Below are 26,700 nucleotides of genomic sequence, written 5' to 3' on the forward strand. Positions count from 1 at the left end.
TGATGTCCCATACATGATAACTGCCGCCCAACTGCGAGCCGCCCGCGCCCTGCTGGGGATTGACCAGAAGGCGCTCGCGGAATTGTCGAGTCTGTCGCTACCGACCATCCAACGCATGGAGGCGAGCGACGGCGTCGTTCGCGGCAACGTCGATTCCCTCATGAAGCTCATCGGCGCGCTGGACGCGGCCGGCATCGAGGTGATCGGCGAACGTGCGACAAGCAGCGGCGGAGGCCGCGGAGTCCGCTTGAAAGAGCCGTCGCCATGACAGGCTTGGTTTGGGCGGCGCCATGCTTCCTCGCGCTCGGCCTGGTCGGTGTCCTCAGGCCGCCCGGCAGCCGGCACCTGGTCTATGGCGGATGCGCGTTGCTTTCGCTCGTCGTTCTTGGGATCGGGGTCGGCGCCGTTTGGGGACCGGTCGAGCACCTGTCGCTGCCGGTCGGATTGCCTGGGGTCGGCTCCCGCTTCCGCCTTGATCCGCTTTCCGGCTTCTTCCTGATCGTCGTCGGTCTTGGCAGCGCGGGCGCCAGTACGTTCGGGCTGGGATACACCCGGACGGATGCCCATCCCGAACGGGTCCTTCCCTTCTATCCCCTGTTCATCATCTCGATGGTCCTGGTGGTCGTCGCCGACGACGCTTTCTCCTTCCTGTTCGGCTGGGAGCTGATGTCGCTGACGTCGTGGGCCTTGGTGTCGGCCCATCATCTTGAGCCGGGTAATCGGCGCGCGACGTTCGTCTACTTGTTGATGGCCGTCTTCAGCGGGTTCACGCTGCTGTTCGCGTTCAGCCTGATGGCGGGCACGCAAGGGCACTTCACCTTCGATGCGATGCGCGCGAACCCCGTGGTGGGCACCTGGGCCGACATCGTGCTCATCATCGCCTTGATCGGCGCGGGCGCCAAAGCCGGCCTGATCCCGCTTCACGTATGGCTGCCGCTGGCTCACCCGGCGGCCCCGAGCCACGTGTCGGCGCTGATGAGCGGGGTGATGACGAAGGTGGCGGTTTATGCGTTCCTGCGTCTCGCCCTGGACCTCGTGGGCGAAACCCATGCCTCGACGGCCACGGTCGTCCTGCTGGGCGGCGGTATCACCGCCATGGTCGGCGTCCTGCAGGCCATCCTGGACCGCGACCTGAAGCGTGTGCTTGCCTTCTCCACCATCGAGAACGTCGGCATCATCTTCATTGGCGCCGGTCTGACGCTGGCGTTCCGTGCGAACGGCCTGATGATGGGCGCCGCACTGGCGCTGACCGCCACGCTGTTCCACACGCTGAACCACACGGTCTTCAAGAGCCTGCTGTTCTTCGGAGCCGGCACGGTGGTCGAGGCGACCGGCCAGCGTGACATCGAAACGATGGGCGGGCTGATCCACCGGATGCCAAGAACGGCACTGGCCATGCTGACGGGCTGCGTCGCGATCGCGGGATTCCCGCCGCTGAACGGCTTCGTATCGGAGTGGTTGACGTTTCAGGCGATGCTGCTTCGGCCCGATATGCCGCAATGGGGACTGAAGCTCGCATTCCCGATGGCCGGTGCGCTGCTGGCACTGACCGCGGCGCTGGCCGCCGGGTGCTTCGTGCGCCTGTTCGGCATATGCTTCCTGGGCCGGCCGCGCAGCCGGTCCGCGGCGGAGGCGCGGGAGGCCGATCTCTGGTCCACCGGCACCATCCTGGCGTTTGCCCTGTTCTGCATCCTCGGCGGGGTCTTCCCGGGCGCCGTCATCGATGCGATGGCGCCGATTTCGACCAGCCTGCTTGGTGCGCGCATGCCGGAGCAGATCGGGAATGGCTGGCTGACCATCGTGCCGATCGCGGCGGGTCATAGCTCCTATAACGGTGTCCTGATCTTCCTGTTCATCCTGGTCTCCGCGCTGCTGGCGGTCGCCGGTATCCATCGGCGGTCCAATGCCATCCGAACGGCGCCCCCTTGGGATTGCGGTTTCCCCGACCCGTCGCCGCGAACGGAATATTCGGCCGACAGTTTCGCCCAACCCATTCGCCGGGTCTTCGCGCCGGTGCTGATGCCGACGCGCGAGCAGGTCGAGATGCCGCCGCCCGGCGACATGCGGCCGGCGGTGCTGCACCGGAACGAAGGCGATCTGTTCTGGGACGGGATCTACGCGCCGCTCGGCCACTTCGTGGAGTGGGTTTCCGGCAAGGCGAACGTGCTGCAGTTCCTGACGATCCGCCGCTACCTGGGCTTCGTCTTCGTCTCGCTGATCGTCCTGCTGATTGCCCTGACGGTATGGCCATGATCCAGGCGCTGATCGTGCAGTTGGCGCAGATGACGCTTCTGCTGGTGTCCGCCCCGCTGATGACGGGCATCGTCCGTCGGGTCAAAGCCAGGCTGCAGCGCCGCCGCGGCCAATCCGTGTTCCAGCCATATCGCGATCTTCTGCGCCTGCTTGGCAAGGAGGCCATCGTCGCGGAGACGGCGTCTTGGCTCTTTCGGGTCATCCCTTATTTCATCTTCGCCGCGACCTGGGTCGCCGCGGCGCTGATCCCGACATTCGCGGCCAACCTCATGTTCAGTTGGTCGGGCGACCTGATCGCGATCACCGCATTGTTGGGAAGCACCCGGTTCGCCTTGGCCCTCGCCGGAATGGACGTGGGGACCAGCTTCGGCGGCATCGGCTCGTCGCGGGAGATGATGATCGCGTCCCTGGCGGAGCCGGCGATGATCATGATCGTCTTCTCCGTGGCGCTGGTCGCCGGGTCGACGCAGCTTTCCACGATCGCCGAAACGATGCTGACCGGCCATGTCGGGCTTCGTGTGTCGCTGTCGCTGGCGCTCGTCGCGCTGATGATCGTCGCGGTGGCGGAGAACGGCCGCATTCCGGTCGACAATCCGGCAACGCATCTGGAACTGACCATGGTGCATGAGGCCATGGTCCTGGAGTATTCGGGCCGGCACCTGGCGATGATCGAACTGGCGGCGATGCTGAAGCTGTCGACCTATCTTTCGATGATCGCCTGTATTTTCCTGCCGTTTGGCATGGCGGCCGATCCGTTGCGGATCACCGATGACCTGGTCGGCGTTCTCGCCTGGGGATGCAAGATGGTGATCGGGATCGTGGCGCTTGGCATCACGGAGATGTCGATCGCCAAGATGCGCGTATTCCGTGTTCCCAACTTTCTCGGCGCGGCCCTGATGCTGAGCCTTCTTGGGGTGTTGCTGCTGTTTGTTTCGAGGGGCATGTGATTCCGCACAGCTTTTCATTCGACGTCGCGCATACGTTGGCCGGCATGCTGCTGCTTTGCAGCTTCGTGCTGCTCTATCAGGTCCGGCTCCTGGCGCTGCTCCACGCCCTCGCCCTGCACGCCACGATCCTTGCTTTGTCGGTGGCGTGGCAGGCCTATATTCAAGGCGCGCCTCATCTGTTCATCACGGCGGCCATCGCACTGGTCTTCAAGGCGATCGTGATGCCTTGGGCGTTGCGCCGGATCGTCATACGCATGGGCCTGCATCGAGAGATCGAGACGGTCGTCGGCATCGGCGTAACGATGCTGGTGGGGATCGGCCTGGTGGCGCTGTCGCTGGAGGTGATGCTGCCGATCACGGCCAATGCCGACCCGGTGGCGCGGGAGGATGTCGCCCTGGCGCTATCGGTGGTGCTGATCGGGCTTCTGATGATGGTGACCCGACGCAATGCCGTCAGCCAGGTGGTCGGCTTCATGTCGCTGGAAAACGGGATCAACCTCGCCGCCACGGGCGCGCGGGGGATGCCTCTGGTCGTTGAGATCAGCGTCGCCTTCTCGATCCTGATCGCGTTGATCGTGATCGGCATATTCCTGTTCCGCATCCGCGAGCGGTTCGACACGGTCGACGTCGGCGCCTTGGACATGTTCCGCGGAGGGCGGCAATGATCGGCGATCCCATCGCCGCGGTCCTGCTGACGTCGCTGGCCGCGGCGGCCGTGCTGGCCGCAGTGCCGAATTACCGGATCGGCGCGGCCATCAATATCGTCTCAAGCGCGACCATCCTGGTATTCGCCGGCCTCATCCTGTGGCATCGGCCGGCCAGCGGGACCTATATGCTGGCCGATGACCTCAACATCGTCTTCGTCGTCCTGAACTGCTTCGTCGGTTTCACCACCAGTGTCTTCAGCGCGTCCTATATCGGCCATGAGATCAGGATCGGCCGGCTGACCAAGGCCAATATCCGGTTCTACCATTCCATGTACCAGCTCATGCTGTTCGGCATGAACCTCGCGCTGCTGGCCAACAATATCGGTCTGATGTGGGTGGCGCTGGAACTGGCGACGCTCACGACGGTCATGATGGTGGGGCTCTACCGCACGGCGGAATCGCTCGAAGCGGCGTGGAAATACTTCATCCTGGGCAGCGTCGGGATCGCGCTGGCGCTGTTCGGGACGATCCTGGTCTATCTCGCCGCGCGGCCCGTCCTGGGTGAGGGCCTGGCTGCCATGAGCTGGACCAACCTGTTTCGAATGTCCCATGACTTCGATCCGGCGCTGCTGAACATCGCCTTCGTTTTTCTTCTTCTCGGGTACGGAACGAAAATCGGGCTGGCGCCCCTGCATGCCTGGTTGCCGGATGCCCATGCCGAGGGCCCGACCCCGATTTCCGCCGTGCTCTCGGGGCTTCTGCTGAACGTCGCGCTGTACGCTCTGCTGCGCTTCAAGATGATCCTGTCGGGCAATCCGCTGGCGATCGCGCCCGGTCCGCTGATGATCGCCTTGGGGCTGCTGTCGCTGCTGTTCGCGGGCGTCATGCTGTATCGGCGACGTGACATAAAACGGCTGTTCGCGTATTCCTCCATCGAACACATGGGCATCATCGTGTTCGCCTTCGGCATGGCCGGTCCGCTTGGAAACTTCGCGGGGCTGCTGCAGATGACGATGCATAGCCTGACGAAATCGGCGATCTTCTTCTCGGTCGGCCACATCGTGCAGGTCAAGGGCACCCAGCGGATCGCCGACATCGGCGGATTGACGGAGAGCCATCCGGTCTTGGGCTGGAGCCTGGTCGCCGGCGTCGCCGCTATCGTCGGCCTTCCTCCGTTTGGCGTTTTCGGCAGTGAGTTCCTGATCGTGTCGTCGACCTTCGCCCGCCAACCGCTGCTTGCAACCGCGATCGTCGCGGGGCTGCTCCTGGCGTTCGGGGCGATCCTTCGGCGGTTGAACGACCTTGCGTTCGGTGAGGTGCGGGGGCCGACCGGATTGGTCGAGGCGTCCTATTTTCCCTTGCTGTCCCATCTTTGCCTCGTGCTGATCGCGGGCCTCTGGTTGCCGCCTCCGGTGATCGCCTGGTTCCAGCATGTCGCGATGCAACTGGGGTAGCCGATCGATGCACGGTGCCACGGACGTTCGCATAGACCAGGGCGTGTTCGGTGACGCGGACCTCGTGGCCGGGCACGGGCCATGGCCACGGCTGCGGGTCGATGAAGCCGGCTGGAGCGCGGCGATCGGGCTGCTCGCGGACGGACATGCGGAGCTGGTCAGCCTGTGGGGCGATACGCCCGACATCCACATGGCCCTGCGGTCGAGCGAGCAAGTGGTGGTTCTCAGTCTTCTCGCGCGGGACGGACGATACCCCTCGGTCGGACTGCACCATCCGCCGGCCATCCGGTTGGAGCGGGCGGTTCGCGACCTGTTTGGACTTGAACCGACAGGCCTGCCGGATACGCGCCCTTGGCTCGATCACGGGCGATGGCACGGAGACCGTCCCGCCGCGTCCGATTACCCGTTCCTGCCAGCGCAGGGCGCCGTCCTGCACCAGATCCCGGTCGGTCCCATCCACGCGGGGATCATCGAGCCCGGGCATTTTCGTTTTACGTGTAACGGTGAAACGGTCGTACGGCTGGAGGAGCGCCTGGGCTATGTCCACAAGGGGATCGAAGGCCTGATCGCCGGTTCGGACCTGGCACGGGCATCGCGGCTGGCGGCCCGGGTGTCGGGCGACAGTACCGTCGCCTACGGTTATGCTTTCGCACGCGCGATCGAATCCGCGCTCGGAGTCGAGGTTCCCGCTCGCGCCGTCTGGCTGCGGGCGCTGATGGCGGAAATGGAGCGGATCGCCAACCACCTGGGCGATGTGGGAGGAGTCTGCAACGACGCGGCCTTCAGCTTGGCGCTGGTTCATTGCGCCATGCTGCGTGAGAGACTCCTGCGCACAGCCGGAACCTGCTTCGGTCACCGCCTGATGATGGACAAGATCGTGCCGGGCGGCACGGCCGATCTCAGCCAGTCGGGAATCGCGGCCATTCGCGAGACCGTGGACGCCATCGGGTCAGCCCTGCCCCGCCTGCTGCATCTCTATGACGAGACGCCTTCGCTACAGGACCGGACGACCGGGACGGGACGGGTCTCGGTGGACCTCGCGCGCCAGTTCGCGGCCGGCGGCTATGTCGGCAGGGCCTCGGGCCGGGACTTCGACGCCCGTCGCGACCTCTGTTATGCGCCCTATGATGCCCTGCCCCTGGCCGTCGCTTCCCAACAGAACGGCGATGTCGATGCGCGGGTCAGGATACGCCTCGACGAAATCCGGTACAGCCTGACGATGGTGAACGCCATTCTGGCGGACCTGCCTGATGGCCCCGTCCTGACACCGATCCCCCCCGCGGATGGCGAAGGGCTGGCGATCGTCGAGGGATTTCGGGGCGACGTGTTCGTCTGGCTGCGCATACAGGATGGAGTCATCCGCCGCTGCCACCTGCGTGATCCGTCGTGGTTCCAGTGGCCATTGCTGGAAGCGGCGATCGACGGCAACATCGTCGCGGACTTCCCGCTCTGCAACAAAAGCTTCAACTGCTCCTATTCCGGCCACGACCTCTAGCCGGCAAAAGGCGGGATCACCCCGGTCCCGCCATGCGGCGATCCTGCCCTTCGGACGATAGCGTCAGACGATCGTCTGGCCGGTCTTCGCCCAATCGGCGAGGAAGGTCGCCAGGCCCTTTTCCGTCAGCGGATGATTGAACAGCGAACGCAGCACTGCCGGCGGCAAGGTCGCCACGTGGGCGCCGAGCTTGGCGGCCTCCACGACATGCATGGGGCTGCGGACGGAGGCGACCAGGATTTCGGTTTCGAAATCGTAGTTGTCATAGATCTGCACGATGTCGGCGATCAGGCCCATGCCTTCCCAGCCGATATCGTCCACCCGGCCGACGAAGGGGCTGACGAACGATGCCTTGCTCTTCGCGGCGAGCAACGCCTGGGCGGGGGAGAAACACAGGGTCACGTTGACCATCGTCCCATCCTCCCGCAGGTGGCGGCACGCCCGGAGACCGTCGGGGGTCAGCGGAACCTTGATGCAGACATTGTCGGCGATCTTCCGGAGGACATTCGCCTCCGCCATGATCTGATCATATTCCGTCCCGGCCACTTCGGCGCTGACAGGGCCGGGCACGACTGCGCAGATGTCCTTGATGACCTCTTTGAAGTCCTTGCCCGATTTTGCCACCAGTGACGGGTTCGTCGTAACACCATCGAGCAGTCCGCTGCTCACCAGCGAGCGGATGTCGCCCAGATCAGCGGTATCGACAAAGAACTTCATGTCAATTCTCCCCAACGGCACTTTCAGTGATCCATCATAGCCCATGTTGTCGGCCGCCCCAAAGATGAGATCGAACGCGTGAGATCAAGCAGGTGACACCGAACACGGGGCGGCGGATCGCCGTGCTGCTTCCCTACCCGTTTCCGGGCCCGTTCGATTACCTGGTACCGGACGACATGGATCCCAAACCGGGTGACGTTGTCGTGGTTCCCCTGAACCGCCGGGAAGTTGTGGGGGTCGTCTGGGACACGCCGGCGGACGGGAGCGTCGCCACGGCGAAGCTGAAAACGATCATCAGCGTGGTCGACACGCCGGCGATGCGCGAACCGCTCCGACGCTTCGTGGACTGGATCGCCGCCTATACGCTGTCGCCGCCCGGCGAGGTCATGGCCATGGCGCTACGCGTCGTGGCGACGGCGCACCCCAAGCCCGTGATCGAATACGCGCGCGCTCACCCGTTGCCCGAGGCCAGGCTGACACCGGCCCGCCGCGCCGTGCTGGACGTCCTGGCGAAACAGGAGCCGATGCAGGCCCATGCCCTGCTGAGCAAGGCGCAGGTCGGCGCCGCCGTGCTGCGCGGCATGGCAGACGCGGGCCTGCTGACGACCCGCCTGACATTCCCGGAGCCGTTCGGAAAACCGGACCCGTCACACACCGATCCGGCCCTGTCCGAGGCCCAGCAAGCCGTCGCGGAGATTTTGACGGAGGGGGTCGATTCAAAATCGTTTTCCGTCACGCTGCTCGACGGCGTGACCGGCTCCGGGAAGACCGAGGTCTATCTGGAGGCGGTGTCCGCCTGCCTGAAGACCGGACGGCAATCGCTGGTGATCCTGCCGGAGATCGCGCTGTCGGCGCAATGGGTCGATCGGTTCAGGCGCCGCTTCGGTACGGACCCGGCGATCTGGCACTCCGACCTCCCGTCCCGCACGCGGAAAATGACCTGGCAGGCCGTCGCCGAGGGGCGCGCGCCCGTGGTCGTCGGTGCTCGGTCGGCGCTCTTCCTCCCCTTCCCCGACCTCGGCCTCGTGGTCGTGGATGAGGAGCATGAGACCGCCTTCAAGCAACAGGACGGCGTCGTCTACAACGCCCGCGACATGGCGATCGTCAGGGCGCGGCTTTGCGCCTGCCCCGCGATCCTGGTTTCGGCGACGCCAAGCCTGGAAACCGTGATGAATGTGGAGGCGGGCCGCTACCACCATGTGCGGCTTCCCAACCGGCACGGCGGCGCCTCGCTTCCCTCGATCGCGTTGATAGATTTGCGCGAGCATCCGCCCGAGCGAGGCCGCTTCCTCGCCCCTCCGACGATCGAGGCGATCCGGGAGACGCTTGGCCGGGGGGAGCAGGCGATGCTGTTCCTCAATCGCCGCGGATATGCCCCGCTGACTCTCTGCCGTGCCTGCGGCCATCGCATGCAATGCCCGAACTGCTCGGCCTGGCTGGTCGAGCACCGGACGCGGGGGCAACTCCTCTGCCACCATTGCGGGCATACGATCCCGATCCCACCGGAATGCCCGTCGTGCAATGCCAAGCACAGCCTGACGCCGATCGGCCCAGGGATCGAACGCATCACGGAGGAGGCAGCGATCCTGTTCCCGGAGGCGCGGCGCCTGATCATGGCAAGCGACACCATCACCGGTCCGCAGGCCGCCGCCGCGGCGGCCCACGCGATCGAGGCGCGGGAGGTGGACCTCGTCATCGGAACGCAGCTTGTCGCGAAAGGCTGGCATTTCCCGCACCTGACCTTCGTGGGAGTCGTCGACGCCGACCTGGGTCTCAACGGCGGCGATCTACGCGCCGCGGAGCGGACGGTGCAGTTGCTGCACCAGGTGGCCGGACGCGCGGGACGTGCCGAAGCATCCGGCCGCGTCATGCTGCAGACCTTCATCCCCGACCATCCGGTCATGCAGGCGCTGCTGCACGGTGACCTCGATACTTTCATGGCGCGCGAGGCCGAGGCCCGCCGCGAGGGCGATTGGCCCCCCTTCGGACGGCTCGCGGCCTTGATCGTCAGCGCTGACACGGCCTTGCTGGCCGATGCGGTTGCCCGCGATCTCGGCGTTGCCGCGCCGCGCGGAGACGGGATCGTCGTGCTCGGGCCGGCGCCCGCGCCGCTGGCGCTGCTGCGAGGGCGGCACAGGCGGCGGCTCCTGCTGAAGGTCCGCCGCGACATGGCCGTTCAGCCGATCCTGCGGCAATGGCTGAGCAACGTCAGGATCCCGAACAGCGTGCGCGTCGACGTGGACGTGGATCCGATTTCGTTCCTCTGAGCGACTGACGCTTGCGCCGCGGGGCCGTCTCGCTCATCCTGACTATAGATAAAAACGCGTCGACAGATAAAAACGCGCCGACAGATAAGAACGCGCCGACCGGGCCAGGTTGCGCTCAGGGAGAGTGAAACGTCGCTATGCACGAGAATGCCGCGCCGCTGCTGTCCGTGCGCGATGTGACACTGCGGTTCGGCGGTGTCCTCGCCCTGGATACCGTCACCTTCGATGTCATGAAGGGCCAGATCGCCGGGCTGATCGGCCCCAACGGTGCGGGCAAGACGACGCTTTTCAACTGCCTGAGCCGCCTCTACCAGCCGACCGCCGGCGAAATCCGGTTCGAGGGCCAATCGCTGCTGGCCCTGCCGCGGCATAAGATTTCCTCCATCGGGATCGGTCGGACCTTCCAGAACGTCGCGCTGTTCGATCGCCTGACCGTCCTGGAGAACGTGATGGTCGGCCGTCATAGCCGGTCCCAGGCGGGGTTTCTCGCCAGTGCCTTTCGCCTGCCCCCGGTCGGGCAGGAGGAAGCCGCGGTGCGCCGGCGCGCGATGGAGTTGATCGATTTCATGAACCTTGGCGACTTCGCCGGTCGCGTCGTCGCCGGCCTGCCCTTCCCGATCCGCAAGCGCGTGGAGTTGGCGCGGGCCCTTGCGGCCGAACCGAAACTCCTCCTGCTGGACGAGCCGGCGGCCGGCCTGAATCATGACGAGGTCCATACGCTGGAGACGCAAATCCGCCGCGTGCGCGACATCCAGGGGATCACGGTCCTGCTCGTCGAGCATCACATGAGCCTTGTGATGTCGGTTTCCGACAAGGTCGTGGTGGTGAATTTCGGCCGCAAGATCGCGGACGGCACGCCGAGCGAGGTGCGGCAGAATCCCGACGTCATCCGCGCCTATCTGGGCACCGCCGCCTGATTTGTGCGGCTCCTGTGCAGCGGGGGATCGTGCCCCTGCCTGATTGGCATCAGAACGGTGCGTCCCCGCAAATCGTGATGCGATGCATGATCCGCGTCTCGGCCGGGTAATCGTTGACCGCGAAGTGCTGCGTGCAGCGATTGTCCCAGAACGTCAGCGTTCCCGTCTGCCACCGCACCCTGCAGGTGAATTCCGGCCTGGTCGAGTGCTTCATGAAGAAATCGATCAATGGCTGGCTCTCCTCGTCGGTCATGCCATCGAAATGCTGCACGTGACCACCGATGTAGAGCGCTTTCCGTCCGGTCTCGGGATGGGTGCGAACCAGGGGATGGACGCTGGTGGTCTGGACGTTTCCCGGATCCTTGACCTTCATCTCGCTCATTTGCCGGGCGTACCGGTCCTTGCGGGAGACGCCGCCGGCTTGCTTGAAATTGTCGCCGACGCAGACGGTCCGAAGCTGGTCCGCCACGGCTTTCATGCCGTCGGACAGCGATTCATAGGCGAGATACTGGTTGGTGAAGAGCGTATCGCCACCGGCCGACGGGACTTCCTTGGCATACAGCATCGTGCCCATTGCCGGGCTGGGTGAGAACATCTGGTCGGTGTGCCACGATCCGCCGAAGTTCTTCTTGTCGGTCGGCCGCTTGATGATCGCGAGAATCTCAGGGTGATCCGCCATTCCCTCCATGAAGGGATGCAGATGGATATCGCCCCAGCGGCGTGCGAACGCCAATTGCTGTTCGGGGGTCAGGTCCTGGTCCCGGATCGCGATGACCAGGTTGTCCAGCAACGCCGCCCGGATTTCCGACAGGACCTCGTCGGAAGCATCGGTGGAGAGGTCGACGCCGCGGATTTCGGCACCCAGGGAGCCAGAGATTTTCTGAACGTCGAGGTGCCGATATTGGGTATTGCGTGGTGCGTTCATGGAGCTTCCCTCTTGTCTTTGCGGAAGCATGACGCCGTTTTTGGCCGACTGGCAAGCTTTGGCCGGCTGGCTGTTCGTCCATCTGGGCGACGGTCAGCCGGCCGGAGGCGTCGATCAATACATATGCTGGCCGCCGTTGATCGACATCGTCGATCCCGTAATGAAATCGGCATCGTCCGCCGTCAGGAACGCGACGCCGCGGGCGATGTCCTCGGCACGCCCCAAGCGGCCGATCGGAATCTTCGCAACGATCTTGCGAAGCACCTCTCCGGGCACCGCCCTCACCATTTCCGTATCGACATATCCGGGTGCGATCGCGTTGACCGTGATGCCGTACCGCGCCCCTTCCTGCGCGAGCGCCTTGGTGAAGCCATGAATGCCTGACTTGGCGGCCGCATAGTTGACTTGGCCGTACTGGCCGGCCTGCCCGTTGATGCTGCCGACATTGACGATCCGGCCGAACTTCCGCTCCCGCATACCCTCGAAGGTCAACCGGCTGAGGTTGAAGCAGGACCCGAGGTTCGTATCGAGTACGGCGTCCCACATATCCCGGCGCATGCGCAACAGCGTCGCGTCGCGGGTGATGCCGGCGTTGTTCACCAGCACCTCGATCGGACCATAGTCGGCGGTGATTTTTGCGACCGCGGCTTCGCACTCCTCGAAGTTCGAGACGTTGAACTTGATCACCGGAATACCGGTCCTGGCCTTGAACGCCTCGGCTGCTTCATCGTTGCCAACGTAACTGGCAATGACGTTGCGGCCCTGCGCCTTGAGGGCGAGGCTGATCGCCTCGCCTATGCCCCGCGTCCCGCCAGTGACGAGCGCTACACGTGCCATGACTGTTTCCCCCGTTTGGTGACGTTTGTCGTTCAGCGTTCGACGGCCATTGCCACACCCATTCCACCGCCGATGCACAGGGTCGCGAGACCCTTCTTGGCGTCGCGCTTCAGCATTTCATGCAGCAAGGTGACCAGGATACGCGCACCGGACGCGCCGATCGGGTGGCCGATCGCGATCGCCCCGCCATTGACGTTGACCTTCGACGTGTCCCAGCCGAGGTCCTTGTTGACGGCGAGCGCCTGGGCCGCGAAGGCCTCGTTGGCCTCCACAAGGTCGAGATCGTCGGGCTTCCAGCCGACACGTCCCAGGACTTTGCGGGTGGAGGGGATCGGTCCCGTCCCCATGATGGCAGGATCGACGCCCGCGGTCGCGAAGCCGGCGATCCGGGCAAGCGGGGTCAGGCCGCGCTTGCTGGCCTCGCTGCTGGTCATCAGGATGACGGCCGCGGCGCCATCGTTGATGCCGGACGCGTTCCCGGCGGTGACCGTTCCATCCTTCGTGAACGCTGGACGCAGCCTCGCCATGCTCTCAAGGCTGGCGTCGTGACGGATATACTCGTCGTCGCTGACGACGATATCGCCCTTGCGGCCCTTGATCGTCACCGGCACGATCTCGTCCTTGAAGCGTCCCGACTTCTGGGCGGCGGAGGCTTTCTGCTGTGACGCCAGGGCGAACTCGTCCTGCTGCTCGCGGGAGATCTGGTATTTGGTCGCAACGTTCTCGGCGGTGTTGCCCATGTGGTAGCCATGGAACGCGTCCCACAGGCCATCCTTGAGCATCGTGTCGACAAACTCCACGCCACCCATCTTGGTGCCGTTGCGGAGATGGGCGGCATGGGCCGAAAGGCTCATGCTTTCCATGCCGCCGGCGGCGACGATCTTGCTTTCGCCGGTGCGGATTTGCTGGGCCGCCAGCGCGACCGCCCGCAGGCCCGATCCGCACACCTGGTTGATGCCGAACGCGGTGGCGGAGTCCGGGACGCCCGCCGCGCGTGCGGCCTGGCGCGTCGGGTTCTGCCCCTCGCCGGCGGCAAGGACCTGGCCGTAGATCAGTTCATCGACATCGGACGGCTCCACCCCGGCACGGGACATGGCCGCCTGCAGCGCTACCGCACCGAGTTGTTGAGCGTGAACCGAGCTCAGGGTGCCATTGAAGCTGCCAACGGGTGTCCTAGCAGCCGAGACAATGACTATGTCGTCCATGTCAGCTCTCCCATTTCACATCGCGGCGCTCGATTGAGGGACATCGCCGCTCATACACAACTGCGTCAGGATCAACGGAAAGACAACCCTTCATTACACGCCAAGCTGGGTTGCGAGATCCTGGATATCCGTCGCGACGATATCCCAATCCGCCTCGGCTTTCGTATCGCGTTTTTGGTGAGGACCGTATTCGCCTGGCCGAGGGAAGAACGCGGTCAGCAGGCCGCAGGAGCGGGCGGCGGCGAGGTCATTGTTATGGGCAGCCGCCATCATCAGCTGGCCTGGGCGGATACCGAGCAGGTGCGCCGTCCCAAGATAGGTCTCCGGATCCGGCTTGAAGTGCTGAAACAGGTCGGAGCCGAAGATCATGTCCCAGGGAATTCCAGCGAATTTCGCCATATTTAACAGAAGTGAAACATTCCCGTTCGACAGCGGGCCAATGATGAAGCGGGACTTCAGCCGGGTCAGGCCCGGCACGGAATCCGGCCAGGGATGAAGCCGGTGCCATCCCAGGTTGATGTGCTCCAGATCGGCTTCACTCAGCCCCTTGATGCCGAACTCCGCGACCAGGTGGTCCAGAGACGCCCTGTGCAGATCATCCAGCTTCGTCCAAGGCTGCTGTCCCTTGCGGACGCGATCCATCGAGGGATGGTATGCGGCCCGCCACGCGTCCACCAAGGCGGCCCAGTCCGCCTTGACGCCCTTCGTCTCCCCATAGGCGGTAAGGTCGACGATCAAGCTGCTTCGCCAGTCGACGACCGACCCGAATGTGTCGAAAACGATGGCTTTGGGCTGCACGGTCGGCATGGGCGTTTCCTTTCCTCTGGCCGCGCGTGGGGCGCGTTGGCTTGGGAGCCGATCATTCACCCGACCGGAGATCCTTTCCAGTGGCCATCGAGGGAAATCCGCCGGAGGCGATGCGCATCTTTTTCTCCAGATGCGGGCGAGGGCCGTCATCCGGCGCGGAACCGTGCCTTCAGCCAGCGCGATAGCGGCTGCCACAGTTCTTGCTCCGCCCGCGGGCCAGCCGCCATGCCGATGTGACCCGCCCCCGGTTTGTGAACCGTGACCTCCTCCAGCAGTGCCGCCAACGCAAGGGCGGACGCAGGGGGAACGATCCGGTCCCGGTCCGGGATCGCGACGAACGTCGGCAGGCGGATGTCCCGCGGATCGACGGGCAGGCCGGCAATCCGCCATTCGTTACGGACCGGGAGGTTCAGGCCGTACCATTCCTTCAGACAGGACCGGGCGACGGGCGCAGCCAGGGGAATCCCGTCGTTCAGCCAATCCTCCATGGCGACAAACAACCTCGCGGCCTCGCCGTCCGGATCGAGGCGCCCGAAGCGCCGATACTTCCTGGCGACCGACCACGGGTCCAGCATCGCGAACAGCGATTGCAGGAAATCGACCGGCATCGCCGACTCATGCTGGAGAACAGGCTCCAGCAGATCCAGGGCGAGCAAGGCCTGATCCGCGCGCTGCCGGTCGGGGGCATGAAAATCCCAAGGAGCCGCCAGGATCACCAAGCCGCGGAGCAAATCCGGGCGCCGCTGCGCCAGCGCAACTGCCAGGGTTCCGCCCATGCAATAGCCGGCCACGACGACCGGGCCACCCGTCAACGCATTCGCCTTGGCGACGGCACGCTCCAGCCGCCCGGCGATGTAATCGGTCAGCGTGAAACCCCGCTCCAGGTCCTCGGGGCGGCCCCAATCCAGCAGAAGCGTGCGCACGCCTTGATCGGCGAACCACCGCATCATCGAACCGCCCGCGCGCAGGTCCAGGATGTAGGCCCGATTGATCAGGCTTGGCACAAACAGGACCGTGGGCCCTTCGCCGACCGTCCCATAGTCCAGGAGGCTGGACGACCCTTCGCGCCAGATCGGTTCCGGATCGACGACGTCCCTGCGCCAGGGATGTCGCCGGTAAGCGGCAATCCCGGCGATCAGGGCGGCATCCTGCGCGAAGGTCTCCTGAAAGACGGCAGTCTCGAAGTCAAACGTCCCTGTTTCGACGGCGCTTTGTATCGACCGCAGGACGGCCGCCGATGCGGCGTTCGAGGTCGGCCAGTCGGCGCTCCAATTGAGAGATGTGGAGCGTGAGACGAGCGATCTCATCGTCGCGAGCGTCAGATGCAGCAACAGCGGGCGTGGGCCGCGCCGCAGGTTTGGGCCCGGGGCGTCGTCTCGGCGTGTCATCGTGGCGGGCTTCGGCGGCTTTCGGCATGATGTGGAGAAACCAGGTCGCGACATTGGACCAGGCCTGAACCGCCGAACGCCAGGACCGCATCATCTCGGGATCGGCGGCGAGCGCGTTCAACTCGCTTTGCCACAGCGTGATCCAGTCGCGCGCCAGATCCGACTCCGATGCCTGGTCCGGCCCCTCCTCTTCCCGCGTCGACGCCCCTGACTCCGCCATTTCGTCTGGCCGGAAACCGCTGAAACCGGCTTTGACCCCCATGCTGCATTCCGCCTCCATCGCCGGCCAACATAATGGAGGACGCGGCTTTAGGATACGGCAGCAGGATTCAGCCCTCGCCAGTGGCAGCCTGCCGCAATTTTAGTCTATCGCACATGCGAAATAGGCGGTAGGAAAAAGCCATGAGACGAGGTCAGGAAGACTATGTCCGCTGAACCCTTGGCTGAAGTGAAGACGGGCGAAAAGCCACCTGTCGTGGTAAAGAAATACGCTAACCGTCGATTGTACAACACCGAAAGCTCCAGCTACATAACCCTCGACAATCTCGCCGAAATGGTCCGGCTCGGTCGGGACTTCGTCGTTTATGATGCAAAAAGCGGCGATGACATCACCCGCAGTGTATTGACGCAGATCATCGTCGAAGAGGAAGGCAAGGGACAGAACCTTCTGCCGACGAATTTCCTACGGCAGTTGATCGGCCTGTATGGCGGGTCGATGCAGAGCCTGGTACCCAAATATCTCGAATACGCGATGACGTCATTTGCCCAACAGCAGGAGCAGATGAGGACGGCGATGCAGAAGACGATGGGAACATTGTTTCCCTTCGGGAACATGGAAGAAATGGGCCGCCAGAACATGGCGATGATGGAACGCGCCTTCTCCATGTTCACGCCGTTCTACCGGGGCGCGGAAGGCGCTTCCGGCCAGCCGGAGATCGATGCTCTCCGGGCTGAAATCGAGCGACTGAAAAAGGAACTGGCCGAGGCTCGCAAGCCCTAGTCCGCCGCGCCCTAGTCCGCCGCGCCCTTGGCGGCCTTGATGAAGGCCCGGATGAGCGCGGGGTCTTTAACGCCCTTCGACGCTTCGACGCCTGAGGAAACGTCAACCGCCGGCGCACCGCTCAACGCGATCGCCTCGGCCACGTTGGCTGGAGTCAGCCCGCCCGCCAGGATCCAGGGAACCGGCGCCTTCCAGTCGTTCGTGATCCGCCACTCGAACGTCATGGAGTTTCCACCCGGGCGTGTTGCGTCCTTGGGCGGTTTTGCCTCGATCAGAAGACGGTCGGCCCTGTCCTCCATGGCCGGAAGGTCGGAGGGCGCCGACACACCCACCGCACGCCATATCGGACGCCCGAACGTCCGCTTTATCTCGGCCAGGTGCTTCTCCGCACCATAAAGCTGGAGGATGTCGAGAGGGACGATGTCGAGTGTCCGGCCGATGTCCTCCGGCGCCGGATCGACGAACAGGCCCACGCGCGGGGGACCTGAAGGGGATCGGGAAGACAGCGCCAAAGCCTGGTCCGGCGTCACGTAGCGCGGCGATGGGGGGAAAAAGACGAAGCCCACCCAGTCGGCCCCGGATTGCACCGCGGCGTCAAATGCAGCGGCATCGTTGATGCCGCATATCTTGACCTGGATCACCCGATCTCCATGGCGATCGCCGATGCCGCGGCGGCCGGATCGGCGCTTGCCGTGATCGGACGGCCGACGACAATCCAATCCGCGCCGGCCTGAACGGCCTCCCACGGCGTCATCGTCCGAGCCTGATCGCCGCGATCGGCGCCGGGCGGCCGAATGCCAGGCACCACCAGTTTGACGGACCGACCCAATGTCTTCCGCAAGACGGGCACTTCCAGCGGACTGCAGACAAGGCCGTCCGCCCCGCGAGAGATCGCCATCTCTGCAAGCAGCGTCACCTGCTCCTCCACCGACCGCTTGAGGCCTATTGCCTGAAGACCGGCTTGATTCAGACTTGTAAGAACCGTGACGGCGAGGATCAGAGGCGGGTTCGGGACCCGCGAAGCCGCATCCTTCGCCGCGGCCACCATGTCCGGCCCGCCGCTGGCGTGAACGGTCAGCATCGCCGGCTGCAAAGGCAGGATCGACCGGACCGCGCCCGCAACCGTGTTGGGGATGTCGTGCAGTTTCAGGTCCAGGAAAATCGGCACGCCGTCCATCGCGGCGTAGCCGTCTCGTCCGTGCGCGAGAAAGAACTCCAGACCCAGCTTCAATGCCCCTACGTGCGGGGCCAGGGCCTTCGCCCAGGCCTTCGCTTGCCGGAGATCCGACGTATCAAGCGCTGTGATCAGGCGTTTCATGAGGATGAGGCGGAAATAGCGAGCGCGGGTCGCGCTTTCAATTCCTCGATCTGCGCCTCCAGGAGTTTGACCGTTCGTTCGGCACGGTTGGCACGCCGGCGCTGCGCCAGCGCGGAAAACCAGACCAACAACCCGCCAAGGAAGAATGCCACGGCCATCGCGACCAGGATCGCCAGCGAAAGATGAACCTGGACCATGTAATCGGTCGGCCAGATACCCAGGGTCACCATTTCGGTGTTCGACAGCGCGAACAGAGAAAGCGGTATGCAGATAATCAATACGAATAGAATCAAGAACATAACACCTAACCTCCGGCGTCAGGCCTCCTTGCGCTCGATCGGCGCGGCCCTTGGTATCTTGCCGGCATTGACTCTCAGCCGCAGTTCCTTGCCCGCTTTGAAAAAGGGCACCGTCTTTTCCTCGACCGAGACCGAGGCGCCGGTCCGGGGGTTGCGACCTGTCCGCGCGTCGCGATGCTTTACCGTGAACGCACCGAAGCCACGCAGTTCGACCCGTTCACCGCGCGCGAGCGCATACGTGATCTCATCGAAGATCGTGGCAACAATCGTCTCGACATCCTGGCCGCGCAAATGCGGGTTCGCGGCGGCCAGCTCCGCAATGAGCTCCGATTTCGTCACGACACTCCCCCGGGATCAGAGGCCGGAACGATGCCAGACAGCCCACGCGCCGTCAAGACTAACGCTTTGGGAAAACACGGTTTTCCAGATGTCCACCAACAGTGCCGCCGCTTGCCCTGAAAGGGCACGGCTGGCGTAGCCTTCGACAGATACGTCTTCTGTCCGAACATTCATAGGGACGTTCTTCTCTGCGGCGAGCCAGGCCCGGGCGTCCCGTTCGCCGCCGATCGCGTCGACCAGCCCCAGCGCAAGGGCCTGGCGTCCGGTATATGGCCGTCCGTCGCCCAGTTGACGGACCTTGTCGACCGGCATCTTCCGGCCGGATGCGACCATGGTGACAAACTGGTCATACAGATCGTTGACGAGACCCTGCGCCACGTCCCGGCCGGCCGGAGACAGCGGCCGGACCAGGCTGGGTTCGTCCTTCAGGGGGCCTGAGCGGATGACCTGTGCGTCGACTCCCAGCTTCGCCAGAAGCCCCGAGAACTCCGGTGCCTCGAGCAGCACGCCGATCGAGCCGGTCAGCGTCGATTCGTGGGCGTAGATGCGCTGCGCCGCCACTGCGATCATGTAGCCGGCGGAAGCGGCCATCCCGCCCATGACCGCGACCACGGGCTTCTTGGCCGCGACGCGGGCGATCGCGTCGTGCAGGGCCTCCCCGCCGGCCACGCTGCCGCCGGGGCTGTCGATCTTCAGCACGACGGCCTTGACCTCCCCGTCATCCGCCAACGCGTCGATGGCGTTCGTCAGCTTCGCATTGTCGGTGATCAAGCCGCCCACGGAGACGCGGGCGACATAGGGACCGCCGATGTGCGGCAGGGAGCCTTTCAACCAGACGAGCGCGGCCAAAAGACAGGCCAGCACGGACAACACCCGCCAAAAGACAAGGCGGCGCTTCAAGCGCCGCCTGTCCAATAGCAAGTCGGTCTCAAGCGACACGTCGGCCGCTCAGGCTATTCCTGCGCCATCTGGTTGCGGCGACGGATCGCCGCACCGAGGATGTCACCAAGCGACGCGCCCGAATCGGACGATCCGAACTCCGCCATCGCCTGCTTCTCTTCCTCGACTTCCTTGCCCTTGATGGTCAGGGTGAGCTTGCGGGACTGACGATCGACGGCGGTGATCTTCGCATCGACCTTTTCGCCGACCGCGAACCGGTCGGGGCGCTGGTCGGCCTTGTCGCGCGCCAACTCGGCCCGCCGGATGAAGCCGGTCAGGACGTCGTTGACCTTGACCTCGATACCGTTGGCTTGCACAGCGCTGACCACGCAGGTGACGATGTCGCCCTTGTTCACGCTGTCCAGGACACTGCGCGCCGGATCGTCGCGAAGCTGCTTGATGCCCAGGCTGATGCGCTCTTTCTCGACATCGACGTCGAGGACCTTAGCTTTGACCATCTGGCCCTTTTCATAGCCGGTCATCGCCGCCTCACCCGGTTCTTCCCAGGAGAGGTCCGACATGTGGATCATGCCGTCGATGTCCGGAGACAGACCGATGAAAAGCCCGAACTCGGTGATGTTGCGGATTTCGCCCTCGACCTCGGAGCCGATCGGATGCTCGTCCAGGAACTGCTCCCATGGGTTCCGCTGAACCTGCTTCAGGCCGAGCGAAATGCGGCGCTTGGAGCTGTCGACGTCGAGCACCATGACGTCGACTTCCTGGCTGGTCGACACGATCTTGCCCGGATGGACGTTCTTCTTCGTCCACGACATCTCCGACACATGGACCAGGCCTTCGACGCCGGGCTCAAGCTCGACGAACGCGCCGTAGTCCGTGATGTTGGTGACGCGGCCCGAATATTTCGCGCCCGGCGGGTATTTCGCGGCGACGCCTTCCCACGGATCGGCCTCAAGCTGCTTCATGCCCAGGCTGATGCGCTGCGTGTCGGAGTTGAAGCGGATGACCTGCACCTTCACCTGCTGGCCGATCACCAGCGCCTCGGACGGATGGTTGATCCGCCGCCAGGCAATGTCCGTCACGTGCAGCAGGCCGTCGACGCCGCCCAGGTCCACGAACGCGCCGTAGTCCGTGATGTTCTTCACGACGCCGTCCAGGATCATGCCTTCCTTCAGGCCCTGGATCAGTTCGCTGCGCTGTTCGGCGCGCGTCTCTTCCAGGACGGCCCGGCGGGAGACCACGATGTTGCCGCGGGCACGGTCCATTTTCAGAATCTGGAAGGGTTGCGGCGTGCCCATCAGGGGGCCGACGTCGCGCACCGGCCGGATATCGACCTGACTGCCGGGCAGGAACGCGACCGCGCCGCCCAGATCGACCGTGAAGCCACCCTTCACACGGCCGTAAATCGTTCCGTCGACGCGCTTCTGCGCCTCGAACGCCTTTTCGAGAGCGGTCCACGCCTCTTCGCGGCGCGCCTTCTCCCGGGAGAGGATGATGGAACCGTCCCGGTCCTCATAACGCTCGACATAAAGCTCCACGACATCGCCCGGCTGCACCTCGGGCTTGGCGCCAGGGGGGCCGAATTCCTTGAGAGCGACACGCCCTTCGGACTTGAGGCCGACATCGACAATGGCAAACTCATCGGTCAGCCGGACAATCCGGCCGGTCACCACGGACCCGTCGAAACCGGTATCGCTGCCAAGGGTCTCGTCGAGAAGCGCGGCGAAATCCTCACCGCGGAAATGGTCTTGCTCGGGCTGTTGGGCTCGTGCGGAAACAGATACTGCCATGAAGTTGGTTTATTCCATTACGGATGGCCAGGTTCGGCTGGCCTAGAGCCGTTGTTTGCGCGCCTCCCGTTCTGGAAACACGACTTGCCCGCGGACACCGCAGGCCAAATGTGCTCGGACCATCCGAGCACCTGAAGGTGGACATAGAGAAGTAGGGCGGAAAGTCAAGCAATGTGGGTGCGCAGGCGCCCGAAAACGCCTGCCGTCCCTACCGTGCGACCCCCATCGTCCAGGCGAGGATCCCCTTTTGCGCATGCAGCCGGTTCTCGGCTTCGTCGAAAACCACGGATTGGGCGCCGTCGATGACGTCGGCATCCACTTCCTCACCGCGATGCGCCGGCAGACAGTGCATGAAGATCGCGTCCGGCGCCGCGGATCGCATGAGGCTGGCGGTAACCCGGTACGGCGCGAGCAGGTTGTGGCGGCTTTCGTTCGGATCGTCGGACATCGATACCCAGGTGTCCGTCACCACGCAGGCGGCGTCCCGCACGGCTTCGACCGCATCGCCGGTGACGACGACGTTCGCGCCCTGAGCCCTGGCCCATTCAATCAGCTCGACCGGAGGACGCAGGGTGTCGGGCGTCGCGAGGCGCAGCGTGAAGCCGAAGCGAACCGCCGCTTCGACCCAGCTTCTGGCAACATTGTTGCCGTCGCCGCACCAGGCGACCACCTGGCCGGCAATCGGGCCGCGATGCTCCTCGAACGTCATGACGTCCGCCATGAGCTGGCACGGATGCGATGCCTCGGTCAGGCCGTTGATAACGGGGACGGTGGCATGTTCGGCCAGTTCATGCAGCTTCTCGGCCCTGTCGGTCCGCAGCATGATGGCGTCGACATAGCGGGAGAGGACCCGTGCCGTGTCGGCCACGGTCTCGCCGCGGCCGAGCTGGGTTTCCTTTCCCGACAGGACGACGACCTCGCCCCCGAGTTGGCGCATCCCGACCTCGAACGACACGCGCGTCCGCGTCGACGGCTTCTCGAAGATCAATGCCAACGTCTTTCCGGCGAGGGGGCGTGACGTCACGCCCCCTGCCCGCTTGAAGCCGGACGCCACATCGAGCATCTGCCGCAGCGTCGCCGGGTCGAAGTCCTTGAGATCCAGAAAATGCCGCGGGGCGGCGCGTCGCCCCACGGTCATGCCCGCACCGGTGGAGATGACCCGCGCGAGACCGGTCATTGAGCGGCCGCCCGGCCAACCTCGGCCGCAACCTTGGAGGCCGCCTTGCGCAGCATGGCGACAGCCTCCTCGATATCGGAATCCGTCACGACCAGGGGGGGCGCCAGGCGGAGTACGTTGTCGCCCGCGGTGATCGCCATCAGCCCCTCGGCGACGCACGCGGCCTGCACTTTTCCCTGCGGCACCACGCATTTCATGCCGAGCAGCAGACCAAGGCCCCGAGCACCTTCGAAAACGGTCGGGAATTCCTTGGCGATCTGCTCCAGGGCTTGCATCAGCTTGCGTCCCTTGCGCTCGACCTCCTCCAGGAAACCCGGGGCAAGGATGATGTCCAGCACCGCATTGCCGGCGGCGCAGGCCAGGGGGTTGCCGCCATAGGTCGTTCCGTGCGTCCCCGGTACGAGCACCTTGGCGAATTGTTCCTTGGCCAGCACGGCGCCGAGCGGGAAGCCGCCGCCGATACCCTTGGCCGAGGACATGACGTCAGGCGTGATGCCCGCCCATTCATGGGCATACAGTTTTCCCGTCCGCCCGATCCCGGTCTGGACCTCGTCCATGCCCAGGATGATGCCGTACTCGTCACAGACCGCGCGGAGGTCGCGGAGGAACTGCATGTCGGCCGGTCGGACACCGCCCTCACCCTGTACGGGTTCGACGATGATGCCACAAGTGGCCGGGCCAATCGCGTCACGGACCGCATTCATATTATTGAATGGCACGTGATCGAAACCGTCCACGACAGGCCCGAACCCTTCCAGATAATGGGCATTGCCGGTCGCCGCCAACGTCGCCAGCGTGCGGCCGTGGAAGGCGCCCTCGAAACAGATCAGACGGTATTTCTCGGGTTTCCCGGCGTCGGACATGGCGCGACGCATCATCTTGATCATGCCTTCGTTCGCTTCCGCGCCCGAATTGCAGAAGAAGACGCTGTCCGCGAACGTCGCATCCACCAGCCGCTGCGCCAGCCGTTCCGCCTGGGGAATGCGATACAGGTTGGACGTGTGCATCACCTTCGCAGCCTGGTCGGCGATGGCCTTGACGAGGTGCGGATGCCCATGGCCAAGAGAGGCGGTGGCGATGCCGGACCCGAAATCGAGCAGTCGTCGCCCGTCGCCGGTCCACAGCCAGGCGCCCTCGCCCCGCTCAAAAGCGAGGTCGGCACGTGCGTAGTTCGGCATCAAAGCGGAGATCATTGGATCCGGCCCTTGGTCCTTGTATTCCCAACAGATCACCCGCTCCGAACATTCGGAGCGGGTTCGAGGGGAGCGGATCATTGGCGAAGCGCTTTCGGCTGTCAAACACCTGTTGCCAGCCATGTCGAAAGGACTTGCGTTTGCGACGGTCCCGCGCATCGTCCGGGCATGACTGATCCGTCCGTTCCGCCATCAGCCGCCGAACTGAAAGAGGTGGCCCTTGGTTACCTGGCGCGGTACGCGGCCACCGAAACCGGCGTACGTCGCATCCTGATGCGGCGCGTGGACAAGTGGCGGTCGAAACAAGCCGATGTGGACCAGGCCATCCTGCAGAACCTTCAGGAGATCGTGGGGCAGGTCGTCGCCGGCCTGGTCCGCAACGGCTACCTGAACGACCGGGAGTTCGCCGCCACGAAAGGCAGGAGCCTGCGGCGGGATGGCAGATCCACTCGCACCGCGCGGGCGAAACTACTGTTGAAGGGCGTTCCGGCCGCGTTGGCGCGGGAAGCCCTGCCGGACGACCCGACGGCAGACCTCGCCGCGGCGGTCACGACCGCTCGGCGCAGGCGTCTGGGTCCGTTCCGGCCGGCCTCGCGCGCCACGTCCGAGGACGCGGCACGCGACCTGGCAAGGCTGTTGCGCGCCGGCTTCTCGATGGCCATCGCGCGGCGTGCCCTCGGCATGACTCCGGAGGAGGCCGAAGCATTGCTTCAGGACGTGCACGAACGGTAACCCGCTCCCCTCTCTATTCAGCGGAATGGCGGTAGCGAAGGATGGATGTCGGACCTATTCTAACAGGATGTCCGATACCCCAGCCTTCCTCGACAGTGGTCGGCCGCCGGTGCCCGACCTTGTGGAGCCGCGCGCCGTCCTGCCGTTCTTCCTGCCGAAGCGCCCCGTCCGCGGCCGTCTCGTACGGCTCGGTCCTCTTGCCGATGCATTGCTGACGAGACACGACCACCATCCTGCGGTCACCCGCCTGACCGGCCAGGCGCTCGCATTGACCGCCGCGCTGTCGACGGCCCTTAAGTTCAAAGGATCCTTCAGCCTTCAGGCAAAGGGCGATGGTGTCATCAGCATGCTGCTGGCCGACTGCACGGATACCGGTGAGTTGCGGGGATACGCCCGTGCCGACGACGGGAAATTCGCGGCGCTGACGACACCCGTCGACGAGATGCAGGCAAGCGACCTGCTCGGCAACGGCTACCTGGCTTTGACGGTCGACCAAGGCGACAGCGAAAACCGTCACCAGGGCATCGTCGCGATCGAGCCTGGCTCGCTCGCCGACATGGCTCTCCACTACTTCTCGACCAGCGAGCAGCTTCAGTGCGCGGTTCGCCTTGCCTGCGAAGAGACGAATAGCGGCTGGCGCGCCGCGGCCCTGATCCTGGAAAAAATCGCCGGGACCGGCGGCATCGACCCGCTGCTGGATGCCGAGGCGCAGGAAGAAAGCTGGCGTACGGCGCTGGCGCTCGCGGCGACCGTGACCGATGACGAACTGCTCGACGACGACCTTCCCGCGGAGCGCCTGCTGTTTCGGCTTTTTCATACCGAGGGGGTCGCGGCGGATCGCGCCAGGGCCTTATCATTCGGCTGCCGATGCTCCCGGGCACGGCTTGCGAGCATCCTGGAAGGCTTCCCGGTGGACGATCTGGATCACATGACCTTTGGCTCAGACATCATCATGACATGTGAATTTTGTAATCACGCGTTCCGTTTCCCCCGCCAGGACGTTCATGGCCAATCATGAGCGTCCTGTCGCGTCGCGCCATCCTGGCGTTGCCCCTGATCCTGGCCGCCTGCGGCGATGACGAATCGCAAGACCGGGCGAACCGCTTCCCGCCCCTTCGATACGATTATCTTCCGCCGATCCAGTTGAATGTGGCGTCGATCGAGATCCAACAGCGCTTCATCCCGGCGGGCGTCCCTCCCGACGTTTCCGCTTCGGATCCCATTCAGCCCACCGATGTCCTTAAGACGATGGCGAACGACCGGCTACAGGCCCTCGGTACCACGAACAAGGCGGTCTTCGCGATCCTTGACGCCACGCTCAGCAAGACAGGCGATGTCATCAGCGGGGTCATGTCGGTGTCGTTGACCATTTACGACGCGGATAACGTGCAGAGAGGCGACATCGTCGCGAACGTTCAACGTACTCACACGGGTGAAGACGATAACCTTCGTCGGACGCTCTACGACATGACCAAAGACATGATGAATGCCATGAACGTCGAGTTCGAATATCAGATTCGGCAGCACCTCAAAGAGTGGCTCGCGACGTCCACCGCGCCGGACACCCCGGTCGAGCAAACGCCGCTGACCGGGCCGCCGAGTTGACAGGGCGCGCCCTACTCCGTTTGCAATGACCCGCCCCGGGCCCCGATCATCGACAACAATTCCCGCCGCGTCGCCGGGTTGTCGCGAAACGCGCCCAACATGCGGCTGGTGACCATGGTGACGCCGGGCTTGTGAACGCCGCGGGTCGTCATGCATTGGTGGGCGGCCTCGATCACGACGGCAACCCCGCGCGGCTCAAGGACATCCTGGATCGTATTCGCGATTTGCGCCGTCAACTTTTCCTGGATCTGGAGACGCTTGGCATAGGCGTCTACCACGCGCGCAAGCTTGCTAATCCCCACAACTCGCCGGTGAGGTAGATACGCAACATGCACCCGCCCAATGATCGGGGCCATGTGGTGCTCGCAAGTGCTCTCCAGCCTTATGTCGCGCAGCAGGACGATCTCGTCGTAGCCGTCCGTCTCCTCGAACGTGCGCTCGAGAAGAGCGAGCGGATCCGTCGCGTAACCGACGAAAAACTCCCGATAAGC

The 26,700-nt window shown here is 64.5% G+C and carries 28 protein-coding genes; 12 read left to right on the top strand and 16 right to left on the bottom strand.

Translation table 11 applies throughout. The features are described from left to right. Positions 1–13: 13 nt before the first annotated feature. Genes VHB27_RS16830 through VHB27_RS16855 form a run of 6 tightly spaced genes read left to right on the top strand, consistent with a single transcriptional unit; the run spans position 14 to position 6,796 of the window. Entirely contained in the window at positions 14–268 is a 255-nt protein-coding gene (locus VHB27_RS16830) for a transcriptional regulator (protein WP_325602557.1), read from the top strand. Beyond that, positions 265–2,253, top strand: coding sequence for a hydrogenase 4 subunit B (gene hyfB, locus VHB27_RS16835; protein ID WP_325602559.1), 1,989 nt, complete (start codon positions 265–267; stop codon positions 2,251–2,253). Before VHB27_RS16830 ends, hyfB begins: the two co-directional genes overlap by 4 nt. Continuing rightward, the gene (locus VHB27_RS16840) at positions 2,250–3,200 is read left to right on the top strand and encodes a respiratory chain complex I subunit 1 family protein (protein WP_325602561.1); all 951 of its coding nucleotides are present in this window, start codon (positions 2,250–2,252) and stop codon (positions 3,198–3,200) included. Before hyfB ends, VHB27_RS16840 begins: the two co-directional genes overlap by 4 nt. Further along, on the top strand, positions 3,197–3,865 hold the full coding sequence (locus VHB27_RS16845) for a hydrogenase-4 component E (RefSeq protein ID WP_413788630.1): 669 nt from the start codon (positions 3,197–3,199) through the stop codon (positions 3,863–3,865). The genes VHB27_RS16840 and VHB27_RS16845 overlap by 4 nt, the downstream gene beginning before the upstream one ends. Further along, positions 3,862–5,301: a hydrogenase 4 subunit F gene (locus VHB27_RS16850; RefSeq protein WP_325602563.1), complete on the top strand. Its 1,440-nt coding sequence runs from the start codon at positions 3,862–3,864 to the stop codon at positions 5,299–5,301. Before VHB27_RS16845 ends, VHB27_RS16850 begins: the two co-directional genes overlap by 4 nt. Positions 5,302–5,308: 7 nt before the next feature. Further along, entirely contained in the window at positions 5,309–6,796 is a 1,488-nt protein-coding gene (locus VHB27_RS16855; protein ID WP_325602565.1) for an NADH-quinone oxidoreductase subunit C, read from the top strand. 63 nt (positions 6,797–6,859) lie between these two features. Here the strand turns inward: VHB27_RS16855 and fsa are convergent, their stop codons facing one another. Continuing rightward, the gene (fsa, locus tag VHB27_RS16860; protein ID WP_325602567.1) at positions 6,860–7,513 is read right to left on the bottom strand and encodes a fructose-6-phosphate aldolase; all 654 of its coding nucleotides are present in this window, start codon (positions 7,511–7,513) and stop codon (positions 6,860–6,862) included. A 92-nt stretch (positions 7,514–7,605) separates the two neighbouring features. Here fsa and VHB27_RS16865 point away from each other — a divergent pair, with 92 nt between their 5' ends. Both VHB27_RS16865 and VHB27_RS16870 read left to right on the top strand, forming a co-directional pair. Beyond that, positions 7,606–9,780 carry a primosomal protein N' gene (locus VHB27_RS16865; protein WP_325602569.1) on the top strand — a complete coding sequence of 725 codons (2,175 nt, stop codon included), beginning with the start codon at positions 7,606–7,608 and terminating at the stop codon, positions 9,778–9,780. A gap of 137 nt (positions 9,781–9,917) precedes the next feature. Continuing rightward, a complete protein-coding gene (locus VHB27_RS16870; protein ID WP_325602571.1) occupies positions 9,918–10,697 on the top strand; it encodes an ABC transporter ATP-binding protein in 780 nt (259 codons plus the stop codon). Between the two features lie 49 nt (positions 10,698–10,746). On the opposite strand, the gene VHB27_RS16875 is transcribed toward VHB27_RS16870, so the two are convergent. The 6 genes from VHB27_RS16875 to VHB27_RS16900 form a co-directional block, all read right to left on the bottom strand. Then, positions 10,747–11,622 carry a TauD/TfdA dioxygenase family protein gene (locus VHB27_RS16875; RefSeq protein WP_325602573.1) on the bottom strand — a complete coding sequence of 292 codons (876 nt, stop codon included), beginning with the start codon at positions 11,620–11,622 and terminating at the stop codon, positions 10,747–10,749. 114 nt (positions 11,623–11,736) lie between these two features. Further along, on the bottom strand, positions 11,737–12,459 hold the full coding sequence (gene phbB, locus VHB27_RS16880) for an acetoacetyl-CoA reductase (RefSeq protein WP_325602575.1): 723 nt from the start codon (positions 12,457–12,459) through the stop codon (positions 11,737–11,739). A 32-nt stretch (positions 12,460–12,491) separates the two neighbouring features. Beyond that, entirely contained in the window at positions 12,492–13,664 is a 1,173-nt protein-coding gene (locus tag VHB27_RS16885; protein ID WP_325602577.1) for an acetyl-CoA C-acetyltransferase, read from the bottom strand. A 93-nt stretch (positions 13,665–13,757) separates the two neighbouring features. Further along, complete coding sequence (locus tag VHB27_RS16890) at positions 13,758–14,666, bottom strand: haloacid dehalogenase type II (protein ID WP_325602579.1); 909 nt, start codon at positions 14,664–14,666, stop codon at positions 13,758–13,760. Then, the gene (locus VHB27_RS16895; RefSeq protein WP_325602581.1) at positions 14,618–15,475 is read right to left on the bottom strand and encodes an alpha/beta fold hydrolase; all 858 of its coding nucleotides are present in this window, start codon (positions 15,473–15,475) and stop codon (positions 14,618–14,620) included. The genes VHB27_RS16890 and VHB27_RS16895 overlap by 49 nt, the downstream gene beginning before the upstream one ends. A gap of 181 nt (positions 15,476–15,656) precedes the next feature. Then, on the bottom strand, positions 15,657–16,121 hold the full coding sequence (locus VHB27_RS16900; RefSeq protein ID WP_325602583.1) for a hypothetical protein: 465 nt from the start codon (positions 16,119–16,121) through the stop codon (positions 15,657–15,659). 162 nt (positions 16,122–16,283) lie between these two features. Between VHB27_RS16900 and phaR the strand changes: the two genes are divergently transcribed. Continuing rightward, the gene (phaR, locus tag VHB27_RS16905) at positions 16,284–16,859 is read left to right on the top strand and encodes a polyhydroxyalkanoate synthesis repressor PhaR (RefSeq protein WP_325602585.1); all 576 of its coding nucleotides are present in this window, start codon (positions 16,284–16,286) and stop codon (positions 16,857–16,859) included. Positions 16,860–16,870: 11 nt separating this feature from the next. On the opposite strand, the gene VHB27_RS16910 is transcribed toward phaR, so the two are convergent. From VHB27_RS16910 to VHB27_RS16945, 8 genes are all read right to left on the bottom strand, one after another. Next, positions 16,871–17,500 (bottom strand): phosphoribosylanthranilate isomerase, encoded by a 630-nt coding sequence (locus VHB27_RS16910; RefSeq protein ID WP_325602587.1) that lies wholly within the window; start codon positions 17,498–17,500, stop codon positions 16,871–16,873. Continuing rightward, a complete protein-coding gene (pyrF, locus tag VHB27_RS16915; RefSeq protein ID WP_325602589.1) occupies positions 17,497–18,177 on the bottom strand; it encodes an orotidine-5'-phosphate decarboxylase in 681 nt (226 codons plus the stop codon). The genes VHB27_RS16910 and pyrF overlap by 4 nt, the downstream gene beginning before the upstream one ends. Then, positions 18,174–18,476 carry a LapA family protein gene (locus VHB27_RS16920; RefSeq protein ID WP_325602591.1) on the bottom strand — a complete coding sequence of 101 codons (303 nt, stop codon included), beginning with the start codon at positions 18,474–18,476 and terminating at the stop codon, positions 18,174–18,176. Before VHB27_RS16920 ends, pyrF begins: the two co-directional genes overlap by 4 nt. 18 nt (positions 18,477–18,494) lie before the next feature. Next, entirely contained in the window at positions 18,495–18,815 is a 321-nt protein-coding gene (locus VHB27_RS16925; RefSeq protein ID WP_325602593.1) for an integration host factor subunit beta, read from the bottom strand. 15 nt (positions 18,816–18,830) lie between these two features. Further along, positions 18,831–19,688 (bottom strand): signal peptide peptidase SppA, encoded by an 858-nt coding sequence (gene sppA, locus VHB27_RS16930; RefSeq protein WP_325602611.1) that lies wholly within the window; start codon positions 19,686–19,688, stop codon positions 18,831–18,833. An 80-nt stretch (positions 19,689–19,768) separates the two neighbouring features. Next, a complete protein-coding gene (rpsA, locus tag VHB27_RS16935; protein WP_325602595.1) occupies positions 19,769–21,502 on the bottom strand; it encodes a 30S ribosomal protein S1 in 1,734 nt (577 codons plus the stop codon). A gap of 208 nt (positions 21,503–21,710) precedes the next feature. After that, on the bottom strand, positions 21,711–22,679 hold the full coding sequence (gene argF / locus VHB27_RS16940) for an ornithine carbamoyltransferase (protein ID WP_413788631.1): 969 nt from the start codon (positions 22,677–22,679) through the stop codon (positions 21,711–21,713). Then, on the bottom strand, positions 22,676–23,872 hold the full coding sequence (locus VHB27_RS16945; protein WP_325602597.1) for an aspartate aminotransferase family protein: 1,197 nt from the start codon (positions 23,870–23,872) through the stop codon (positions 22,676–22,678). Before VHB27_RS16945 ends, argF begins: the two co-directional genes overlap by 4 nt. A 168-nt stretch (positions 23,873–24,040) precedes the next feature. Here VHB27_RS16945 and VHB27_RS16950 point away from each other — a divergent pair, with 168 nt between their 5' ends. The 3 genes from VHB27_RS16950 (at position 24,041) to VHB27_RS16960 (ending at position 26,209) form a co-directional block, all read left to right on the top strand. Then, positions 24,041–24,604, top strand: coding sequence for a regulatory protein RecX (locus tag VHB27_RS16950; RefSeq protein ID WP_325602599.1), 564 nt, complete (start codon positions 24,041–24,043; stop codon positions 24,602–24,604). Positions 24,605–24,671: 67 nt separating this feature from the next. After that, positions 24,672–25,622: an Hsp33 family molecular chaperone HslO gene (locus tag VHB27_RS16955; RefSeq protein WP_325602601.1), complete on the top strand. Its 951-nt coding sequence runs from the start codon at positions 24,672–24,674 to the stop codon at positions 25,620–25,622. After that, positions 25,619–26,209, top strand: a complete 591-nt coding sequence (locus tag VHB27_RS16960; protein WP_325602603.1) for a hypothetical protein — start codon at positions 25,619–25,621, stop codon at positions 26,207–26,209. The genes VHB27_RS16955 and VHB27_RS16960 overlap by 4 nt, the downstream gene beginning before the upstream one ends. Positions 26,210–26,220: 11 nt before the next feature. On the opposite strand, the gene folE is transcribed toward VHB27_RS16960, so the two are convergent. Beyond that, the coding region (gene folE / locus VHB27_RS16965) for a GTP cyclohydrolase I FolE (RefSeq protein ID WP_325602605.1) at positions 26,221–26,700 on the bottom strand (480 nt) is incomplete at its 5' end.

The sequence above is a fragment of the Rhodopila sp. genome, from assembly GCF_035548235.1.
Taxonomy (GTDB): Bacteria; Pseudomonadota; Alphaproteobacteria; order Acetobacterales; family Acetobacteraceae; genus Rhodopila.

Bases quoted from the DNA above. Each gene is read 5' to 3' on its own strand.
- VHB27_RS16830 (WP_325602557.1), top strand. From the start codon at position 14: ATGATAACTGCCGCCCAACTGCGAGCCGCCCGCGCCCTGCTGGGGATT.
- hyfB (WP_325602559.1), top strand. From the start codon at position 265: ATGACAGGCTTGGTTTGGGCGGCGCCATGCTTCCTCGCGCTCGGCCTG.
- VHB27_RS16840 (WP_325602561.1), top strand. From the start codon at position 2,250: ATGATCCAGGCGCTGATCGTGCAGTTGGCGCAGATGACGCTTCTGCTG.
- VHB27_RS16850 (WP_325602563.1), top strand. From the start codon at position 3,862: ATGATCGGCGATCCCATCGCCGCGGTCCTGCTGACGTCGCTGGCCGCG.
- VHB27_RS16855 (WP_325602565.1), top strand. From the start codon at position 5,309: ATGCACGGTGCCACGGACGTTCGCATAGACCAGGGCGTGTTCGGTGAC.
- fsa (WP_325602567.1), bottom strand. From the start codon at position 7,513: ATGAAGTTCTTTGTCGATACCGCTGATCTGGGCGACATCCGCTCGCTG.
- VHB27_RS16870 (WP_325602571.1), top strand. From the start codon at position 9,918: ATGCACGAGAATGCCGCGCCGCTGCTGTCCGTGCGCGATGTGACACTG.
- VHB27_RS16875 (WP_325602573.1), bottom strand. From the start codon at position 11,622: ATGAACGCACCACGCAATACCCAATATCGGCACCTCGACGTTCAGAAA.
- phbB (WP_325602575.1), bottom strand. From the start codon at position 12,459: ATGGCACGTGTAGCGCTCGTCACTGGCGGGACGCGGGGCATAGGCGAG.
- VHB27_RS16885 (WP_325602577.1), bottom strand. From the start codon at position 13,664: ATGGACGACATAGTCATTGTCTCGGCTGCTAGGACACCCGTTGGCAGC.
- VHB27_RS16900 (WP_325602583.1), bottom strand. From the start codon at position 16,121: ATGGGGGTCAAAGCCGGTTTCAGCGGTTTCCGGCCAGACGAAATGGCG.
- phaR (WP_325602585.1), top strand. From the start codon at position 16,284: ATGTCCGCTGAACCCTTGGCTGAAGTGAAGACGGGCGAAAAGCCACCT.
- pyrF (WP_325602589.1), bottom strand. From the start codon at position 18,177: ATGAAACGCCTGATCACAGCGCTTGATACGTCGGATCTCCGGCAAGCG.
- VHB27_RS16920 (WP_325602591.1), bottom strand. From the start codon at position 18,476: ATGTTCTTGATTCTATTCGTATTGATTATCTGCATACCGCTTTCTCTG.
- rpsA (WP_325602595.1), bottom strand. From the start codon at position 21,502: ATGGCAGTATCTGTTTCCGCACGAGCCCAACAGCCCGAGCAAGACCAT.
- argF (WP_413788631.1), bottom strand. From the start codon at position 22,679: ATGACCGGTCTCGCGCGGGTCATCTCCACCGGTGCGGGCATGACCGTG.
- VHB27_RS16945 (WP_325602597.1), bottom strand. From the start codon at position 23,872: ATGATCTCCGCTTTGATGCCGAACTACGCACGTGCCGACCTCGCTTTT.
- VHB27_RS16950 (WP_325602599.1), top strand. From the start codon at position 24,041: ATGACTGATCCGTCCGTTCCGCCATCAGCCGCCGAACTGAAAGAGGTG.
- VHB27_RS16955 (WP_325602601.1), top strand. From the start codon at position 24,672: ATGTCCGATACCCCAGCCTTCCTCGACAGTGGTCGGCCGCCGGTGCCC.
- VHB27_RS16960 (WP_325602603.1), top strand. From the start codon at position 25,619: ATGAGCGTCCTGTCGCGTCGCGCCATCCTGGCGTTGCCCCTGATCCTG.